20 protein-coding genes are annotated in these 17,737 nt (G+C 61.4%); 9 read left to right on the top strand and 11 right to left on the bottom strand.

Features of this window, described 5'->3' with window-relative positions; genetic code table 11:
* The first annotated feature begins 68 nt into the window (after positions 1 to 68).
* Complete coding sequence (locus tag AC0L7I_RS07230; RefSeq protein WP_473398877.1) at positions 69 to 875, top strand: c-type cytochrome; 807 nt, start codon at positions 69 to 71, stop codon at positions 873 to 875.
* Here the strand turns inward: AC0L7I_RS07230 and AC0L7I_RS07225 are convergent.
* The gene (locus AC0L7I_RS07225; protein WP_473398876.1) at positions 872 to 1,717 is read right to left on the bottom strand and encodes a C40 family peptidase; all 846 of its coding nucleotides are present in this window, start codon (positions 1,715 to 1,717) and stop codon (positions 872 to 874) included. The two genes, AC0L7I_RS07230 and AC0L7I_RS07225, sit on opposite strands and share 4 nt — an antisense overlap.
* A gap of 35 nt (positions 1,718 to 1,752) precedes the next feature.
* Positions 1,753 to 2,142: a MarR family transcriptional regulator gene (locus tag AC0L7I_RS07220; protein ID WP_473398875.1), complete on the bottom strand. Its 390-nt coding sequence runs from the start codon at positions 2,140 to 2,142 to the stop codon at positions 1,753 to 1,755.
* Positions 2,143 to 2,268: 126 nt separating this feature from the next.
* Between AC0L7I_RS07220 and AC0L7I_RS07215 the strand changes: the two genes are divergently transcribed.
* On the top strand, positions 2,269 to 2,754 hold the full coding sequence (locus tag AC0L7I_RS07215; RefSeq protein WP_473398874.1) for a Fur family transcriptional regulator: 486 nt from the start codon (positions 2,269 to 2,271) through the stop codon (positions 2,752 to 2,754).
* Positions 2,733 to 3,674, top strand: coding sequence for a thioesterase family protein (locus AC0L7I_RS07210; protein ID WP_473398873.1), 942 nt, complete (start codon positions 2,733 to 2,735; stop codon positions 3,672 to 3,674). Before AC0L7I_RS07215 ends, AC0L7I_RS07210 begins: the two co-directional genes overlap by 22 nt.
* Here the strand turns inward: AC0L7I_RS07210 and AC0L7I_RS07205 are convergent.
* The 6 genes from AC0L7I_RS07205 to hppD form a co-directional block, all read right to left on the bottom strand.
* Positions 3,671 to 4,867, bottom strand: coding sequence for an amino acid aminotransferase (locus AC0L7I_RS07205; protein ID WP_473398872.1), 1,197 nt, complete (start codon positions 4,865 to 4,867; stop codon positions 3,671 to 3,673). The genes AC0L7I_RS07210 and AC0L7I_RS07205 overlap by 4 nt on opposite strands.
* Positions 4,868 to 5,497, bottom strand: a complete 630-nt coding sequence (locus AC0L7I_RS07200; protein WP_473398871.1) for a CoA transferase subunit B — start codon at positions 5,495 to 5,497, stop codon at positions 4,868 to 4,870. It abuts the gene before it with no gap.
* Entirely contained in the window at positions 5,497 to 6,204 is a 708-nt protein-coding gene (locus AC0L7I_RS07195) for a CoA transferase subunit A (protein ID WP_473398870.1), read from the bottom strand. The genes AC0L7I_RS07200 and AC0L7I_RS07195 overlap by 1 nt, the downstream gene beginning before the upstream one ends.
* The gene (locus AC0L7I_RS07190) at positions 6,204 to 7,214 is read right to left on the bottom strand and encodes a fumarylacetoacetate hydrolase family protein (RefSeq protein WP_473398869.1); all 1,011 of its coding nucleotides are present in this window, start codon (positions 7,212 to 7,214) and stop codon (positions 6,204 to 6,206) included. Before AC0L7I_RS07190 ends, AC0L7I_RS07195 begins: the two co-directional genes overlap by 1 nt.
* 138 nt (positions 7,215 to 7,352) lie before the next feature.
* Positions 7,353 to 7,904 carry a VOC family protein gene (locus tag AC0L7I_RS07185; protein WP_473398868.1) on the bottom strand — a complete coding sequence of 184 codons (552 nt, stop codon included), beginning with the start codon at positions 7,902 to 7,904 and terminating at the stop codon, positions 7,353 to 7,355.
* Entirely contained in the window at positions 7,904 to 9,004 is a 1,101-nt protein-coding gene (gene hppD / locus AC0L7I_RS07180) for a 4-hydroxyphenylpyruvate dioxygenase (protein WP_473398867.1), read from the bottom strand. The genes AC0L7I_RS07185 and hppD overlap by 1 nt, the downstream gene beginning before the upstream one ends.
* 86 nt (positions 9,005 to 9,090) lie before the next feature.
* Here hppD and AC0L7I_RS07175 point away from each other — a divergent pair, with 86 nt between their 5' ends.
* On the top strand, positions 9,091 to 9,558 hold the full coding sequence (locus AC0L7I_RS07175) for a MarR family winged helix-turn-helix transcriptional regulator (RefSeq protein WP_473398866.1): 468 nt from the start codon (positions 9,091 to 9,093) through the stop codon (positions 9,556 to 9,558).
* A gap of 3 nt (positions 9,559 to 9,561) precedes the next feature.
* Here the strand turns inward: AC0L7I_RS07175 and AC0L7I_RS07170 are convergent, their stop codons facing one another.
* From AC0L7I_RS07170 to AC0L7I_RS07160, 3 genes are all read right to left on the bottom strand, one after another.
* Positions 9,562 to 11,373, bottom strand: coding sequence for an SLC13 family permease (locus tag AC0L7I_RS07170; RefSeq protein ID WP_473398865.1), 1,812 nt, complete (start codon positions 11,371 to 11,373; stop codon positions 9,562 to 9,564).
* Positions 11,374 to 11,483: 110 nt separating this feature from the next.
* Positions 11,484 to 12,464, bottom strand: coding sequence for an alpha/beta fold hydrolase (locus AC0L7I_RS07165; RefSeq protein WP_473398864.1), 981 nt, complete (start codon positions 12,462 to 12,464; stop codon positions 11,484 to 11,486).
* On the bottom strand, positions 12,464 to 13,216 hold the full coding sequence (locus tag AC0L7I_RS07160; protein WP_473398863.1) for a DUF4197 domain-containing protein: 753 nt from the start codon (positions 13,214 to 13,216) through the stop codon (positions 12,464 to 12,466). The genes AC0L7I_RS07165 and AC0L7I_RS07160 overlap by 1 nt, the downstream gene beginning before the upstream one ends.
* Before the next feature lie 194 nt (positions 13,217 to 13,410).
* On the opposite strand from AC0L7I_RS07160, the gene AC0L7I_RS07155 reads away from it, so the two are divergent.
* The 5 genes from AC0L7I_RS07155 to AC0L7I_RS07135 all read left to right on the top strand — a co-directional run bounded on the left by AC0L7I_RS07155 (position 13,411) and on the right by AC0L7I_RS07135 (position 17,735).
* A complete protein-coding gene (locus tag AC0L7I_RS07155) occupies positions 13,411 to 13,773 on the top strand; it encodes a BlaI/MecI/CopY family transcriptional regulator (protein ID WP_473398862.1) in 363 nt (120 codons plus the stop codon).
* Positions 13,770 to 15,698 carry a M56 family metallopeptidase gene (locus tag AC0L7I_RS07150; RefSeq protein ID WP_473398861.1) on the top strand — a complete coding sequence of 643 codons (1,929 nt, stop codon included), beginning with the start codon at positions 13,770 to 13,772 and terminating at the stop codon, positions 15,696 to 15,698. Before AC0L7I_RS07155 ends, AC0L7I_RS07150 begins: the two co-directional genes overlap by 4 nt.
* 152 nt (positions 15,699 to 15,850) lie before the next feature.
* Complete coding sequence (locus AC0L7I_RS07145) at positions 15,851 to 16,294, top strand: hypothetical protein (protein ID WP_473398860.1); 444 nt, start codon at positions 15,851 to 15,853, stop codon at positions 16,292 to 16,294.
* 24 nt (positions 16,295 to 16,318) lie between these two features.
* Positions 16,319 to 17,128, top strand: coding sequence for a 3-deoxy-manno-octulosonate cytidylyltransferase family protein (locus tag AC0L7I_RS07140; RefSeq protein WP_473398859.1), 810 nt, complete (start codon positions 16,319 to 16,321; stop codon positions 17,126 to 17,128).
* Complete coding sequence (locus AC0L7I_RS07135) at positions 17,073 to 17,735, top strand: histidine phosphatase family protein (RefSeq protein ID WP_473398858.1); 663 nt, start codon at positions 17,073 to 17,075, stop codon at positions 17,733 to 17,735. The genes AC0L7I_RS07140 and AC0L7I_RS07135 overlap by 56 nt, the downstream gene beginning before the upstream one ends.
* The last annotated feature ends 2 nt before the right edge of the window (positions 17,736 to 17,737 follow it).

Here is a 17,737-nt window from a genome sequence, read left to right as displayed (position 1 = left end):
CACTCCGTTAGCGTGCCAAAAGGCGCGCGCCAAGACACATGACCAGACAGATTCGAAGGAATACCCCAATGGGAGAACTCGGTGTCAACAAGATCCTAGGCGCATTGCTCGCCACTGCGCTCGGCCTGATGGGCCTGCACCAGCTTTCGGGCATCGTGTTCAGCCACGGTGAAGCAGAAGGCCATCACGGCGAGGAACACGCCGAGGCGACCTCTATGAGCGAACAGATGTGCGCGAAATACGCCTATTGCGTTCAGGTGGCCGATAGCGGCAGCACCAGCGCGCCGGTTGAAGAAGTATTCGACCTGGGTGCAGCGCTGGTCAGCGCAGACGCCTCAAAGGGCGAACGCACCTTCAAGGCCCAGTGCTCGACCTGCCACAACATTGCTGATGGCGGTGCCAACGGAACCGGCCCGAACCTGCATGGCGTGGTCGGTGCCGCCAAGACGGCTCATCCCGGCTTCGCCTACTCAGCCGCCCTCTCGGGCATCGGTGGCGACTGGACCTATGAAGAGCTCGATCACTGGCTCAATAATCCGGGCGCCTATGCACGTGGCACGTCCATGTCGTTCGCAGGCCTGCGTCGTGATTCGGACCGCGTGAACGTGATTGCCTATCTGGCGGCGAACTCGCCGAACGCACCTGCGCTCCCCGCGCCGCTTGCCGCCGCATCGGACGAGGCCGCTCCGGCTGAAGGCGACGTGGCACCTGCAGACGGCGAAACGGCACCTGCAGACGCCGCTGTGACGGAAGCTGTGGAAGGCGACGCGCCCGATGAAACAGCGCCAGAAGCCCCTGTTGAAGTCGCACCAGACACGACGGCGACCGAATCAGCTCCGATCGAAACGCCAGCCGCTGACGACGGCCACCACTAGGCGACGATTTCGGCCATCCAGCGAGGCACCTGTCCCGCGAGGCTACCAACATCAATACGCCGGGCCCCTATGGGCTCAGCGTAATGCGTTTTGATCCTGACGATTGCCTCGTCGAGCGGCTCGCGGGCGGCGGCCATGTGCCAGGCGTTGGTGTGCAGGACATGATAGCTGTCGGACATGATGCCGACATGGCCCTTCCAGAACACGAGGTCGCCGCGTTTCAGGGCGCCAGGCGCTGACCAGTCTGCGATGTCGTCCCCGGCCCAGGCGAACTGCATGTCACTGTCGCGCGGCAGCAGCACGCCCACAGTCTCGAAGGCTTGCTGGGTGAGGCCGCTGCAGTCGAGGCCGAGACTGTCGCGTCCGCCCCAAAGGTACGGCGTGTGGAGATAGCGCTCGGCGACGGAAACTGCGTCGGCTTCCCGCGTGTCCAGCGACGTGAGATGGCGCGTGTGGACCCAGCCAGCCTGCTTGCAATTGGCATAATCGCCATCAGTATCCGTGATCGTGACGCGGGCACCGAGGCTGAGCATGGCCTGCACTGGCGATTTCAGGTCCGGGCCAGCATAAGCGAATGTGCGCAGGGCCGACACTTTGTGGTCCGGCGACGTGATCGTCGGCGATAAGGCCTCTGACTGAATCCAGCCGACATAATGGTCACGGTGGCAGCGGACGTGGCTGAAAGCTCCCTGCTGGCCAAAAACATCGACAGTTTCGCCAAACAGGACCTGGGTTGAGAGAGGCGCTGTCACTGCGGGAACCTCGCGAAGGGCAGCTGCACCGACGACGACCTGAAAAGCCTTTGCCGACCCTGACGGGCGCGCCAACCGAATGTCTGTCAATTCAGGCAGAAGGCGAGCCTCGGGCTGCTACGCGCCTAGGCTGCTGCGGTGGATTTGCCGCCGCGCCGCGGCGCCAATGTATCATCACTCTCACCTGATGCTGCGGCAAGAACAAGGCCGGCAAAGGCCCGAAGGTAGGCCATTCCGGCCGGCGTACGCTCAATGAAGATATTTCGAAGGTCATTATCATCCTTGACGCGGCGGATGAAATCCAGCCGGGACAGGGTGTCGAGCGCACGGGTGACGGCGGGTTTCGCGATGTCGAGATGGTCTGCCAGGCCGCGCACGGTGTGTGGGCCGGGGGCAAGCGCGATCGTCATCAGGATCGCCTGCTGGCGGGCGGTCAGATCCGGCGCATCTGAGCGCACGGAGGCCGTCACCGCCCGACGCCAAAGTTCCAATCCGCCGCGTTCCGACAATTCCATCTACACATCCTCATGATTCGCCTCAGAAACGAATCTCGGGTGATTTGCGCAAAGCGTCTAGGCCTCGAAGGGAGACAAAGCGGCTTGCCCCTTCACATTGGCTGCAAAACACACGACATTGTGGTCATGGCCAATGCACAGACTCATGATCACATCCACGCCAATACGCCCTGCAGCCCGCAGGACGTGGACACGTTCCTGAACGATGCCGAAGCGCTGGTGGTGCGTCAGGGCGCCCGGATGACGCGTATCCGCCGCAAAGTGTTGCGCCTGCTGCTGGAAAGCGCCGAACCGGCCAAGGCCTACGATCTGCTGGCGAACCTCGATGGAGAAGGCTCGGCCAAGCCGCCTACGGTCTACCGGGCGCTCGATTTTCTCCAGGAAGCAGGCCTTGCCCACAAGATCGAAAGCCTCAACGCCTATGTCGCCTGCGGCCATACAAGCCACACTCATTCTGCCGTGTTCCTGATCTGCGACCAATGCGGCGGCGCGGAAGAATTGCACGCCGTCGCGACTAGCGATGCGTTGAAAGCTGAAACCGCTGCGGCAGGCTTCAAGATGACCCGCGCAGTCATCGAAGTGCGCGGCACATGCCGGGATTGTGCTGCGTGATTACACTTTGGAGGGGCAGTTGCAATCAATGGGATTGCGACGAGATGGGGCACATGAATGTGCGCCTCTATATCGAAAAGCAGATGGAAGGGCTCGCCTCTTTCAGCCATGAACTGGCGATGCCTCATGCGTTCCAGGACAATGCGCCCTCGACCATTGTGCCGGTGGACCAGCATGTGCGCTTCATCCGCGAAGTGCTGCCCGGACGGCCAATCAGCATGAATGGCTGTGTGGTGAGCGTCGGTGAGAACGACGCCGTGATCTACCAGGAGCTGCGCCACAAGGATGGAACCCTTTCGGCATCCTACCTCACGCGCGTGGCGCATATTGATACCAAGGCCCGGGAGACTTTCGCCTGGAGCACGCGTGCCCGCGCCGCACTGGAAGCGCATATCGATACGCCGCCCGCCGAAGCCGCCCCGCGCTCGTTCGACCCGAACGCGCCTGCGTTGGCGACCAGCGACATCCGGATCGAGACGGCGCGCGACCTGGGCATCCCGCTGATCGGCAAGGGCGCGGTACCGCAGCACCATCTCGACATGCACGGGCGCATGGCGCCGGCATGGATCATCGGCCGAATTTCTGACAGCGTGCCCAACCTTCTCTTCGACTGGCGCAAGCAAGTGGCTGAGGCCGCCGGCGGGCGCCGCATGGGGGCCGCCGTCCTCGAAAACAGGCTGCGCTACCATCGCTGGCCCAAGGCAGGCGACCTGTTCGAAATTCATACATCGCTGGGCGGAACGGCCGAGAAGACGCATTCGCTGGTTCACTGGGTGATGGACCCGGTAACTGGCCTGCCCTGGGCGACCAGCCAGGTTGTCGCAATCACGCTGGACCTGGACGCCCGCAAGGCGATCCCATCGCCACCGAAAATGCTGGAAGACCTCGAGCGGCTCGCACCGCGCGGACTGTCGCTCTAAAGGTATTCCGCCATGATTTCCGCGATACGGGGAATGTCTGCCTGCCGCAGGCCGGCAATATTGATTCGGCCTGATGCCGGCAGGTAGAGGCCGTGCTTCTCGCGCATCTCCTTCGCCGCCTCCGGCGATACCGGGATCTGGCTGAACATGCCGTTCTGCTCGGCCAGCGCGGCCAACCGGTTCGAACCGGTTTTCGCGACGAGCGCATCCGACAATGCCTTGCGCAGGCTGATCATGCGCTCACGCATCTCTGTCAGTTCCGCTTCCCATTCGGCGCGCAGGGCCGGGTCACCCAGAATCGTGGCGACGATGGCCGCGCCGTGCGCAGGCGGCATGGAATAGCTGGTGCGCGAAATGTCGGCCACATGGGTCATGACGGCGTCCGCAGCGCGCTTTGTATAGGCCTGTCCGAGGAAGCAGCCGGTACGTTCACGGTAGAGCCCGAAATTCTTTGAGCAGGAATAGGAGACCATCGAGTCTTCGGCGATCTTCAGGAAAAGCCGCGCGCCTTCCATGTCGCTTTCAAGCCCGCCGGCAAACCCGTGATAGGCAATGTCGAGCATGGGGATAACCCCGCGTTCGACAGTGAGCATGGCCAGGTCGATCCATTGCTGGACGCTGAGGTCGATCCCGGTCGGATTGTGGCACGGCCCCTGGATGATGATGCCGTCGCCACGCTTGGTCTTTGACAGGCTCGCCATCAGGCTTTCGAAATCGACACCGCCTGTTTCGGCGTCCGCATAGTCGTATTCCGCTACGGCGAGGCCGGTATTCTTCACAAGATTCGTGTGGTTCGGCCATGTCGGGCGGCTGAGCCAGACCGTCTTCACGCCGAGGCGTTTCATGAGGCCGACGCCAAGATAGAGCGCGCCGCAGCCGCCGGGCGTCGTCATCGAGATGAGACGGCCTTTCTCGATCAGGTGCGAACTGTCGCCGAAGACGAACCGCTCAATGGCGGCACAGAAATCCGGGTTTCCGCGAGGCCCCTCATAGACCTTGGTGGTCTGCTGCCCCAGGATAATCGCCTCGGCCTTGGCCACGGCAGACATGATCGGCGTGTGGCCGTCATCATCCTTGTAGACGCCGACACCGAGATCGAACTTATCGGTGCGCGGGTCGGCGCGATAGGCAGTCATGAGACCAAGCAGCGCGTCCGGTGGCAGCGCGGTGAGGGATTCGAATGCGGGGTTCATTTAATCGACCAGGGTTGCTTCGGTTTTGGCTTTCACTTCGTCCATCGTGACGCCGGGTGCAAGCTCGATGACTTTCAGGCCACCGGGCACAACGTCCATGACGCAGAGATCCGTGATGATACGATCGACCACGCCCTTTCCTGTGAGCGGCAGGGTGCATTCCTTCAGCACCTTGGTCTCGCCCTTCTTGTTGGCATGGTCCATCACGACGACGATGCGCTTGACACCGGCGACGAGGTCCATCGCGCCGCCCATGCCCTTGACCAGCTTGCCGGGGATCATCCAGTTCGCGATGTCGCCATTCTCGGCCACTTCCATCGCGCCGAGGATGGCAAGGTTGATATGGCCGCCGCGGATCATCGCGAAACTGGTCGCGCTGTCGAAAAAGCTCGAACGCGGCAGGGTCGTGATCGTCTGCTTGCCGGCATTGATGAGGTCCGGATCTTCCTCGCCTTCATACGGGAACGGACCCATGCCAAGCATGCCGTTTTCCGATTGCAGCGTCACGTCGACACCCTCGGGAATATAGTTCGCCACCAGCGTCGGAATGCCGATGCCGAGGTTCACATAAAAACCGTCTTCCAGTTCCTGTGCGGCGCGCGCCGCCATGTCATCACGTGTCCAGGGCATTACACAGCCTCCCGCTTGCGCACGGTGCGCTGTTCGATCCGTTTTTCGAATGTGCCCTGGAAGATGCGCTGCACGAAAATGCCGGGCAGATGGATTTCGTCCGGGTCGAGCGAGCCGGTCGGCACCAGTTCTTCGACTTCGGCGACCGTCACCTTGCCGGCCGTGGCCATCATCGGGTTGAAGTTGCGCGCCGTCTTGTTGAAGACCAGGTTGCCCTGCGCATCGCCCTTCTGGGCCTTGACGATGGAGAGATCGGCAACGAGGCCGGTCTCAAGGATATAGGTTTCGCCGTTGAATTCGCGGTGTTCCTTGCCGTCTGCGATCACCGTTCCGACACCGGTCTTGGTGTAGAAGCCGGGAATGCCCGCGCCCCCTGCCCGGCAGCGTTCGGCCAGCGTGCCCTGCGGATTGAATTCCAGTTCCAGCTCGCCGGAAAGATACTGGCGCTCGAACTCCTTGTTCTCGCCGACATAGGAGGAGATCATTTTCTTAATCTGCCGCGTTTCCAGCAGCAGGCCGAGACCGAAGCCGTCAACGCCCGCATTGTTGGAAACGGCCGTAATGCCCTTCACGCCCGTATCGCGCAGCGCTGCGATCAGGTTCTCCGGGATGCCGCAAAGGCCAAAGCCCCCGGCCATCACCATCATGCCGTCAAACGTCACCCCCTCGAGGGCCTCCGCCGCGTTCTTGTAAACCTTGTTTGCCATCAGGCCGAAGTCACCTTTTGCTCAATTGCGCCGAAAATCGAATGGCCGTCGCCATCCAGCATTTCAATCCGTACCACATCACCCGGCGACATGAAGGGGGTCAGGGGCTCTTTTTTCAACAGTTGTTGAATCATGCGGATTTCAGCAATGCAGGAATAGCCACGACCGCCCTCGCTGACCGGTTTTCCGGGCCCGCCATCCTTGCCCTTGTTGGACACGGTGCCCGATCCGATGACCGTTCCGGCGCTGAGCGGACGGGTTTTCGCGGCGTGGGCCACGAGCCGCGCGAGGCTGAACGTGGCATCCTCTGCAGCTTCGGCCCGGCCGAATGGCTCGCCATTGTAATCGACACGCAGCGGCAAGTGGACGAGGCTGTCTTTCCAGGCATTGCCGAGTTCGTCCGGCGTGACAGCGACGGGGCTGAAAGCGCTTGGCGGTTTCGACTGGAAGAATCCAAAGCCCTTGGCGAGTTCTCCCGGGATCAGGCCGCGCAGGGAAACGTCATTGCAGAGGAGAACGAGCTTGATGTGGGAAGCGGCGTCCTTCTCGGAGACACCGGCGGGCACATCATCGGTGATGACCGCGATCTCGCCTTCCATATCGCAGCCCCAGGCGACATCGCCAAGCGGGATGTCATCACGGGGCCCGAGGAAGGCATCCGAACCGCCCTGGTACATCAGCGGATCGTCATAGAAGCTTTCTGGAACCTCGGCGCCGCGCGCGGCGCGGACCAGTTCGACATGGTTGATATAGGCCGATCCGTCGGCCCACTGGTAGGCGCGCGGCAGCGGGCTTTCGCAATCATGCTCATGGAAGCGGAAGGTCGGGACGGAACCGAGTTCGAGCTGCTCTGCGAGCTGCGCGAGCTGCGGTGCATAGACGGCCCAATTGTCGAGCGCAGCCTGCAGTGTGGGAACGATGCGGGCGGCGTCGGTGCATTTGGTGAGGTCTTTCGAGACGACGACGAGCCGGCCATCGCGGGCGCCGTTCCTGAGGGTAGCGAGTTTCATCTAATGTCCAGTTCTCTCAAAGCGGCCTCATCCTGAGCGAAGTCGAAGGGCGGGGGACGCGGGGTTCCAGAATATCGTTTATGGCACACCGCCCGCCGCCCGTCCTTCGACTTCGCTCAGGATGAGCAGCTCAGGCGATCAATGATTTTCGGTCGCGATTTTCTCGTGCAGCCAAGCCGCGTGGCGCGGGGCCTTTTTCGTGCGGCTCCATTCTTCGAGCATCTCCGGCGCGACCCGCTTCAGTTCAGCCATCTGTTCCGGCGTGCCGGTATTGCAGGCGAGTTCGAGGCGATGGCCATTGGGATCGAAGAAATAGATTGAGCGGAAGATGCCGTGATTGGTCGGGCCGATCACATCGAGCCCGTGCGCCTCGGCGCGCGCCTTGGCGTTTAGCAGGTCGTCCATCGTCGCGACCTTGAAGGCGATATGCTGGACCCATTGCGGCGTGTTGTGATCGCGGTCCATGTCGGGCTGTTCGGGCAGCTCGAAGAAGGCGAGCACATTGCCGTTCCCGGCATCGAGGAAGATGTGCATGTAGGGGTCATAGGCCCCGGTCGAGGGCACATGATCCTCGGCGATGGCAAGCTGGAAATCCATTCCCAGAACGTCGTGATAGAACTCGACGGTCTGCTTGGCATCCTTGCAGCGATAGGCGACGTGGTGGACGCCCTGGAGGTTGGGCGCGTCCATCACACCTTCTCCTCAGTCTTCAGCACACCGCGCTCTACCTGATCGCGCTCGATGCTTTCAAACAGGGCCTTGAAATTGCCTTCGCCGAAGCCGTCCTTGTAGTCGCCCTTGCGCTGGATGAATTCGAAGAAGACCGGGCCGATTCTCGGCTCGGCAAAGATCTGCAGCAACAGGCGCGGATCGCCGCCCTCGGTCGTACCGTCGAGCAGGATGCCGCGCATCTTCAGCGCGTCCACAGGTTCGCCATGCCCGGGCAGGCGCTCATCCAGCATGGCGTAATAGGTCTCCGGCGGCGCGGTCATGAAGGGTACGCCCTTGGCTTTCAACTTGTCCCAGCAGGCCACAAGGTCATCGCAGATCAGGGCGATGTGCTGGATGCCTTCGCCGTTGAACTCGCGCAGGAATTCCTCGATCTGGCCGCCTCCGCTCTTGCCTTCCTCATTCAGCGGAATGCGGATCTTGCCATCCGGCGCGGTCAGCGCCTTGGACGTCAGGCCGGTATATTCGCCCTTGATGTCGAAGTACCGGATTTCGCGGAAATTGAAGAGCTTCTCGTAGAAATCCGCCCAGTATTTCATGCGGCCGCCATAGACATTGTGCGTCAGGTGATCGACCAGCTTGAAGCCTGCGCCTTTCGGGTTGCGGTCGACGCCCGGCAGGTAGTCGAAATCGATGTCATAGATCGACAGTTCGTCATGGCCGGTATCGTAGCGGTCGATCAGGTAGATGATCGAATTGCCGATGCCGCGAATTCCGGGGATGTGCAGTTCCATCGGGCCCGTCTTCATTTCGACCGGCTCGGCGCCCTGCTTCATCAGGTGGTCATAGGCCTTGCGGGCATCCTTCACGCGGAAACCCATGCCACAGGCCGAGGGGCCATGCTCGCGGCTGAAATACCAGGCCGGGGATTTGGGTTCGTAATTGGTGATCAGGTTGATGCCGCCCTGGCGCCAGAGCTCAACCTGCTTTGAGCGATGGCGGGCAACCTTGGTGAAGCCCATCGTCTCGAAGACGGGCTCTAGCACGCCTTTCTCGGGCGCAGAGAACTCGATGAACTCGAATCCGTCGAGCCCTGCGGGGTTGTCAAACAGGTCGGCCATGGTTCATTCCCTTTGCAATGGACTAATATAGTTTCATATGTAACTAATATTTGCCCAGAAGGCAAGCCTGAAACCGGATCCGATCAATGCCCGAACGTCCCTCGAATACCACGCTGCGCTTGCGCGAATTCCTGCCCTATCGCCTGTCGGTCCTGTCCAACACGGTGTCGCGCAAAATCGCAGACATGTATGACCGGGAATTCGGCCTTTCGATCTGGCAGTGGCGGGTGATGGCCGTGCTGGGTGAGAATGCCGGGATCACCGCAACGGAGATCGGACAGGTCACGGCCATGGACAAGGTGGCCGTCAGCCGGGCCGTCTCGGGCCTGATCGACAGCGGGCATGTGTCACGCAAGTCATCCCCCGATGATGGACGCCGCTCGATCCTCTCGCTCACTGCCAAGGGCAAGGGCGTCTATGACAAGATCGTGCCGATCGCACTGGGCGCCGAGCGCGCCCTTGTCGAGACACTGAGCACGACCGAGCGGGAACAGCTGGCGCGGCTGATGGAAAAGCTGGCCCGAACGGCCGAGCCGGACCGACCGCTCTGGTAGGCGTCAGCTGAGTGGCCAGAATATCGGGATCACGAACATGGACACGATGAACAGGAGAATGTTCAGCGGAAGGCCGACTTTTGTGAAATCGAGAAATTTGTAGCCGCCCGCCGTGTAGACCAGCGTGTTCGTCTGGTAGCCGATGGGCGTGGCGAAGCTGGCGCTGGCGGCAAACATGACGGCAACCACGAAGGGGCGCGGGTCGATACCAAGATGCGTACCGAAACCGATGGCGATGGGTGTCAGCAGGACCGCCGCCGCGTTGTTGCTGATGAATTCGGTCAGCGTGGACGTCACGAGGTAGAGCATAGCGAGCAGCGCGAGCGGGCCGAGATGGCCCATCGGCCCGGCGACACCGTCGATCAGGAGCTGGATCGCGCCTGTTTTTTCCATCGCCTGCCCCAGCGCCAGCATGCCAAAGATCAGCATGAGAATGTCCCAGCGAATGGCCTGGTACGCTTCCTGATGATCGAGACAGCCGAGCGCGACCACCGCCGTGGCGCCGATAATGGCGAGAGCTGCAATTGGCAGGACCTCGATGGCAGCGAGCCCCATCACGAGCAACACGGCAATGACCGCAACCCAGGCCTTGCCGCGCCGCACGGACCGGTCGCTGATGGCGGTGAGATTGTTCAGCGCCCCGTCTTCGAACATCTGGCGCATACCTGCGACCGGGCCTTCGACCAGAACCGTGTCGCCGACATCAAGGCGCATTTCGCCCAGCTGGTCTGCCATGTTCTCGCCGCGCCGGTGCACGGCCATGACATACACACCATACAGGCGGGCAAGGCCGAGCCCGACCAGGCGCCGTCCGATGAGGCGCGATTGCGGACCGATTACGCCCTCGGCGATAATGACTTCGCTTGTCTGGACAGGTTCGAAAGCTGCCCGTTCGTCCGCGGCGGCGCCGATTGCGACGTGGCCGAGTTCCTTCAGGCTGAGCATCTCGGAGACTGGCGAACGCAGAACGATCCGGTCACCGCCGCGCAGGACCAGTTTGCCGAGCGAAGCCTTCAGCGACACGCCTTCGCGGAGCACGTCTATGATCGAGAACCCGCGCTGGGCAGAAAAACCCGTCTCCGACAGGGGGCGTCCGATGAGAACCGAATCAATGGGGATCAGGATCTGCGCGATGAAGCGGCGCTCTTTCTGGTCCGGCAACATGCCGGCAAGCGTGTCCCGGTTGGGCAGGACCCACCAACCAATGACAACAAAATAAGCCATGCCTGCCAATGCCAGAATGGAACCCGCAGCCGTGATCTCGAACATGCCGAACGGCGCCAGGCCACCGCTTTGGGCGACGCCATCGACCAGCAGGTTGGTGGAGGTGCCGATCAGGGTAGTTGTGCCGCCGAAGATCGAAGCGAAGGAAAGCGGGATAAGGAGCTTGGAGGGTGATACGTTCAACGCCTTGGCAAGCCGGATAGCGACCGGGATCAACACAACGACGACCGGTGTATTGTTGATGAAGGCTGACAGGAAGATGACGGCCAGCATCATGACGAGGATCGCCAGAATGGCGGGCCAGCCTGTGGTTACATGGGTGACCCACCGCCCGGCCTGGTCAATGACGCCGGTTCGGTCGAGCGCTGCGGACATGACGAACATGGCCGCGATAGTCAGCGGCGCGGCATTCGAGAAGACGCCAAGGGTCTCCTTCACGCTCATGATGCCGGTCAGCATCAGCGTGCCCATGGCGAGAAGCGCAATCACGTCTGCAGGGAGCGACTCGCGGACAAAACCGAAGAAGACGACGGCAACAAGGAATAGCACGATGGCAATCTGCACCGGCGAAGACGTCAGGAACTCAACCATGCGCAAGCGCTCCAGGATATTTCGCGATTAGACCTGAAGTGCGTTCGTACGCAACGGGTCTCGCGCTGTGAGCACGCAAACGACCTTGCAGATTTTCTAATGTGAGATGCCTAGCTGGCCCGTCGCCGCCGCGCATACAATGAGCGCACGACCGGACCGTCTTCCTCGACGGTGAAGCCTTCGACCAGGCGCGCGATGAAGGCCGAGAACTGGTCGCGCACTTCATAGGGCGCTTCCATGGGCAGAAAATGGGACGTGCCGCGAATCTGCTTCATCATCAGGTTGGGATGCATCTGGATCAGCTGGGCGCGCACCTTGCCGCTGATGACGGAGTGCGAATTCGGGCGCAGGATGGCAATCGGGATGCGCTTTTTCTTCACCTTTCGCATCGCACGCCAAGGGCGGTTGCGTTGTGCTGCAAAAGTTGCGGCTTCGAATTTGGGCTCGCACAGCAGCCGCCATGTCTGTTCCTGACTGTCGGCGGGCTTTTGGTCCACTCGGTCGATACCATCGAGAAGGTAGTCGGCGAGGAAAGGCTCGCGCCAGCTGCTGAAGGCGCCGCGGCCAGTGTAGGAGTCCAGCGCGTCCCTGAACGACTTGAACACGGGTTTGCGCTTGCGGGCCTGCTTGGCCATGGCATTGCGCGCGATCAGCATGGAAACCGGCGGAAAGACGTGGTTCCAGAAATACACTTTGCGCGGCAGGATGACCGGATCGGCCAAGACAAGGCCCTTGACCAGGTCAGGCCGCTTGCCCGCGACCAGAAGGGCCACGCATCCACCCATGGAATGGCCGCCTAGGACGACGCCTTGCGGCGCTTCCTTCTCCAGCCACTCGATGACATCATCGCGAAACCTGTTCCACGACGCGAGCCTGCGGGGCTTCGCCGCGAGAGTCGAGCGACCGTGGCCACGCATGTCGAGTGCAGCGACGCGCGCCCGCAGGCCCAAAGGCGCGAGCAATGACTGGTAGGTCATGGCATTGAATCCGGTCGCATGCAGCCAGACAGCGGCATAAGGCTTGATCGGATCGCCAAATTCGATGCCGGCGATTTCGCCGCCCGATTTCAATTCACGCTTTATTCTGCGCATTAAGCACGGTTCCCGAATACACGGCGCAGGATTTCGCTGGTCCGCGCGACAGGATTTTCACGGATCTTCTTTTCTTCGTCTGCGACGTAGAGGAAAATGCCATCCAGACCGAGGCCGACGGCGTGATTTGTGAGGTCGCCCTGCAGGTTGCTGGTGACTCCGCCGAGACCATACTGGCTGGCGGATTGCTCAAGCGCCGTAAAGGCACCTGACTGGTCCAGCGACTGACGTACATAAGGCGTGAACGATGCCCGCAATTGGGTTTCAGTCCTGGCGCGCAGGAAGTCTGTCGCCGCCGTATCGCCACCGTTGAGGATTTGCAGTGCATCATTGATAGTGATCGACCGAACGGCGCCGAGGATGAGCGTCCTGGCTTCCGGCACGGCAGCTTCAGCCGCACGGTTCATGCGCAGCTCAAGGTCGTCGAGCGGGCCGCTCGCGCCGACGCGGGCAAGATTGGTCTGGATGTCTCGATAGGTCTTCGGGAGGGGAATACGGATGCGCGGATCACCGAAATAGCCGTCCGTTTTGCCAAGCTGGGCAGCCACGAGATTCGTGCCGACTGTCAGGGCTTCGCGCAGTCCGGCATCGATCTCGGCCTGCGTCAGTGCCCCCTGAGCCGTGGACGACCCCATGACGTCGCCCAATATCGCGCCGAAGTCGCCGGGCACACCGGGAACGCTGGTCGTCTCGCAACCCATCGGTAACAGCGCCAGCGCAAGCGCAAGCGCGCCAAACATCGCTCTTCTCATTGCCCTCTCCTCAAGTTTCCCGCCCGTACCACCCGCGGCGACCCTACAGGAGCCCCCCGACGAATAGAAGGGACATGCGCATCGGTGCGTCATCAAAGCCGGAGGTTACCGTCTTGTCATCACAAATAGGTTGACCACATTTGTAGTCTTATAATACGATTACGTGTGTAATCCATTCTTGGGAGAGAGTTGGGATGAAAGTATCCGCCGCAGAACTCGAAGTGCTCAGCATACTGTGGGAGAAGCCCGGTATCGCCGCAAGTGATGTCCATGAGGCGCTGTCCAATGACAAGGACTGGACCAGCCGCACTGTCAAGACACTCCTCTCCCGGCTCGTCGAAAAAGGCGCAGCCGTCACGCAAGAAGACGGACGACGCTATCTCTATTTCCCTGCCATCGACGAGGAAGCCTACAAGGCGACAGCTGCGGGTCAGTTTGTGGATCGTGTTTTCTCGGGCCGCGCAGCGCCGCTCGTGGCATATCTGGCTGATAGTCGCGGACTGACGCCTCAAGACATTGAAGAGCTCGAAAAACTCCTGGGGGACCTGAAGAAATGATCACCGAATTCCTCACGCCCGATCCGAAATCTGTCCTCGAGACAGTGCTTGCGGTCTCCGTCCTGATCATCCTCGTCCTTTTGGCCCGGAAGCCGATCGCCCGTGAGTTCGGCCCAGGCATTGCCTATGCTCTTTGGCTCGTTCCGCTCGCACGCCTGCTTTTGCCACCGCTGCCAAACAGCATGTCCTGGGTGAGCCTGCTGGGACTCGCGCCCAGTGTTGCACTTGCCGACGCCGCCACTGATCCGACTGCGCTGCGAAGTGAAATGCCGCTGTTTTTCGAAGCGCCGATCGCCGCCCTTGCGCCGGAGTCAGATGCTGCCAGCACCGTCTTCGTCAGGAACGGCACACCGATGGACTCACCTGTTATCGAAATGTTTTCGGGCACCGGCATGGGGACCGCGCTTGTCACGACCCTGCTTGGAATCTGGCTGATCGGTGGGCTCATCGTGCTTGCGCGCAATATGGCTGCGCAACACAGCTTCATGGCTGTCGTTCACCGGGAGCGCATGCCCGCTTCCGAGCGCCTGCAATCGCTTGCCGACCAGGTCGCACGGCAGGTGGGATTGAAGCGCACGCCGCAGATCGCCACCAGCATGATCTCGAATGGCCCTCTGGTGACCGGCCTGTTTCGCCCGATCGTGCTGTTACCTGCCTGGTTCGAAGATGATTATGACAATGCCCAGCAGCGCGCAGCACTCGCCCACGAGCTGACCCACGTCAAACGCGGCGACCTCTGGGCCCTGCAACTGGCCGAACTGTTTGTCGCCTGCCTGTGGTTCAATCCGCTCGCTTATGTGGCACGCCGGGCTTTCCGCACCGACCAGGAAGCCGCATGCGACAGCGACGTGCTGCGCTGCGGCGCCGCCAGCCCCCACGCTTACGGATCAACGCTGTTGAAGGCTGTGAGGATATCCGTGCCGGAACGCCTGCCGCTGGCCGCAAGCCTGCCCCTGACGCATTCCCTGAAAGAGCGTATGCGCCTGATGACCTATCCGGCACCGTCCAAACGACGCCGCCTTACCGGTCTTGGACTGGCTGCCGTGTTTGGATCAGCCGCACTCGTCGCCACTGCATCTGTCACAGCCAGTGCCGGGGAGCCGGAACAAGACCTCACGACGAGCATCACGATCAACAATTCCACGCTGTTCATTGATGGCGAGAAGGTTGAGGATCGGCAGTTCGTCTTGCTTGGCGAGCCGTTCCAGCATCCTGACCCGGAAGTTGACGATGAAATTCGCCGGCTCAGCCAGCGTATCAAGCTGGAGACGCGCAAGCTGCATGTACCACCACCTGTGCCACCGCTTCCGGCGATGCCGGCAATGCCCCCTATGCCGGCAACACCGGCCATTCCGCCCGTCCCCTCAGTTATGGAACTGAAAGGGGGGGACAATGCCACGAAACATGTCTTCATCTTCAAAGAAAATGAAGAGAACGCCGAGAAGACAGCCGCAGAGTGGGAAGCCTGGGCCCGGGAGTTTGAAGCGCGCACGTCCGACTGGGAGGCGCTTGTCGATCAACGCATGGCAGCTTGGGAAGTTAACCATGACGCCACCAGCGACGCGGCGAATCGCGAGATCGAGGCCCGAGTGAAATCATGGGCAAAGGAAATCGAGACCCGCGTAGACGCCGCTTATGGCAAAGATATTGAGAGTCGTTTTGGCGACGTGTCATCTTCGATCGAGACGCTCGCCGTGTCCTGCCGGGATATAGACCTGGCACCGGGTGAAACGCGGATACTGAGCAGCGAAACCCGTAATGGCAAAGCCCTCCATGTCGCCTGTGTACAGGGCGACGCCTCCCGGCTGAGGGCCCCGGAAACGCTGGCAACCATCGCAGCCAGCGACGCCCTGTGCGACGAGGAGAAACAGGCTTTCACCAGCCGCCTCGAAGCAAGCCGGAAGATCGAAATCAGCAAACACTGAGCGCGCAGCCACCCCCTATGGCTCGCCTTGGTGGCCTCGGCGTTTGACCTCCGCCGGGGCCAGTTGCTGTCTGGCAGCAATAGATGCTTTGCTGGAACGCTGTCGGCCTCTAGGGTGCAAGGCTCTCAATCAAGTCTGGATGGACGCGCATTATGAACGTCAAGATCGCCATCGTATCGCTGAGCCTGGCTGCGCTCGCGGCTTGCGCCTCGGTAGAACCGCAGCCCTGCACGGCTGAATGGGTCGACTACAAGACCGACAGGGTTCTCAAGAAATTCGCTTCCAATAATCGCGGCATGATCAACGACCTTCGTCGCCTGCAAGGCCCGGATGGCGAAGTCGACCCATTCGTCGCGATACAACTGGCGGCGAAGACCAAGCAAATCCAGAAATTCGCTGATACGTTCCAGACCATCGTGGTGCCTGAACTCGAAATGGCCGTTGACCAGTGCGGGAATGAAAAACTCGTTCCGGCCTTCACCGAATTCCTGCGCCGCGAAGGGGTAGGCGAAGAGACACTTGAATGGGTCGCTCCGCTGGTCGACCTGATGCAGGACATGCGCGAAGCCGACAGCACATCGGCACGCCGACTGTAAGCCTACGCTCAAGGTAGCCGACAAATGAAAACGCTGATCGTTGTCCCCGCCCGGTATGGCTCGACCCGGTTTCCCGGCAAGCCGCTGACGCTGATAGCCGGAAAAAGCATGGTCAGCCGCGTGGCGAGCATGGCGGGCAAGGCCGCCGCCGAACTGGACGACGCAGCACATGTTGTCGCCACGGATGACACGCGCATAGAGCAGCATTGCCGAGCGCTCGAAATTCCGGTCGTGATGACCGATCCTGCCCTGCCGTCTGGCAGCGACCGCGCCCTCGCAGCTGCGGATGCGCTCGGAGTCCAGCCCCAGGTCGTGGTCAACCTCCAGGGCGACTCGCCCTTCACGCCGCCCACCCAGATTATTGCCGTCGCGCAGGCCGCGATGACTTCGGGCGCAGATGCAGCGACGCCCTTTGTGCGCCTGACCTGGGGGGCGCTCGACGCCTTGCGGGCGCATAAACTGGATACGCCCTTTTCAGGCACCACGCTCACGCATGACGTGAACGGCCGGGCGCTCTGGTTCTCGAAAATCGTCCTGCCCGCCATGCGCAAGGAAGCTGCATTGCGTACTGCGAGCGACGTTTCTCCCGTATGCCGCCATATCGGTCTTTATGCGTTCAGGCTGGATGCCCTGCGCCGGTATGTCAGCTTGCCTGAGGGCTACTATGAACAGCTCGAAGGACTGGAACAATTGCGCCTGATCGAAAACGGCATGTCGATTCAGTGCGTCGAAGTGGTGCCTGACCAAATCGCCATCCCGGGCATTGATACGCCGGAGGATGTCGCGTTGGCAGAGCGACTGGTCGCGCAACACGGCGACCCGGCTGGAGACTGACGCATTGGCCCGTTTGATCATCGTCCGGCACGGCAATACGTTTGATGCGGGCGACACACCGACCCGCGTTGGCGCACGCACCGATATGGCCTTGTCGACTTCCGGCGTGCAGCAGGCGACCGCATTGGCGACGCACTTTCGCGACACAAAGTTCGCGGCGGCGTTCTGTTCGCCCTTGCTGCGTACGCGCGAAACCGCACGAACGATCCTCGCCGGACATGCGGGCGCACCGCCACTCCTCATACTGCCTTTCCTGACCGAGATCGATTACGGACCGGACGAGAACCAGACGGAAGCGGCGGTCATTGCCCGCATCGGCACGGCGGCGATTGAGGCCTGGGATGCAGACGCGACCCCGCCGCCAGGATGGCACGTCGATCCAGGCGCGCTGCGCGCAGCCTGGGCCGGGTTTCTGGCCCGAGCGGCGGACATCGATGGCGATGCCAACGTGCTGGTCGTCACAAGCAACGGTATCGCGCGCTTCTTGCCGGACGTGGTGAATGAATTGCCAGCCGGTCTCGAGCGCAAGCTGAAGACAGGGGCCTGGGGCAGCGTCGAGGTTGACCGTACCGGTGCCTGCATTCTCGATTGGAATGTGAGACCCTAAAA

This window comes from Hyphomonas sp. J20-32, assembly GCF_055808555.1.
Note: the sequence above shows the minus strand (reverse complement) of the source record. Positions and strands in the feature narration are given on the sequence as shown.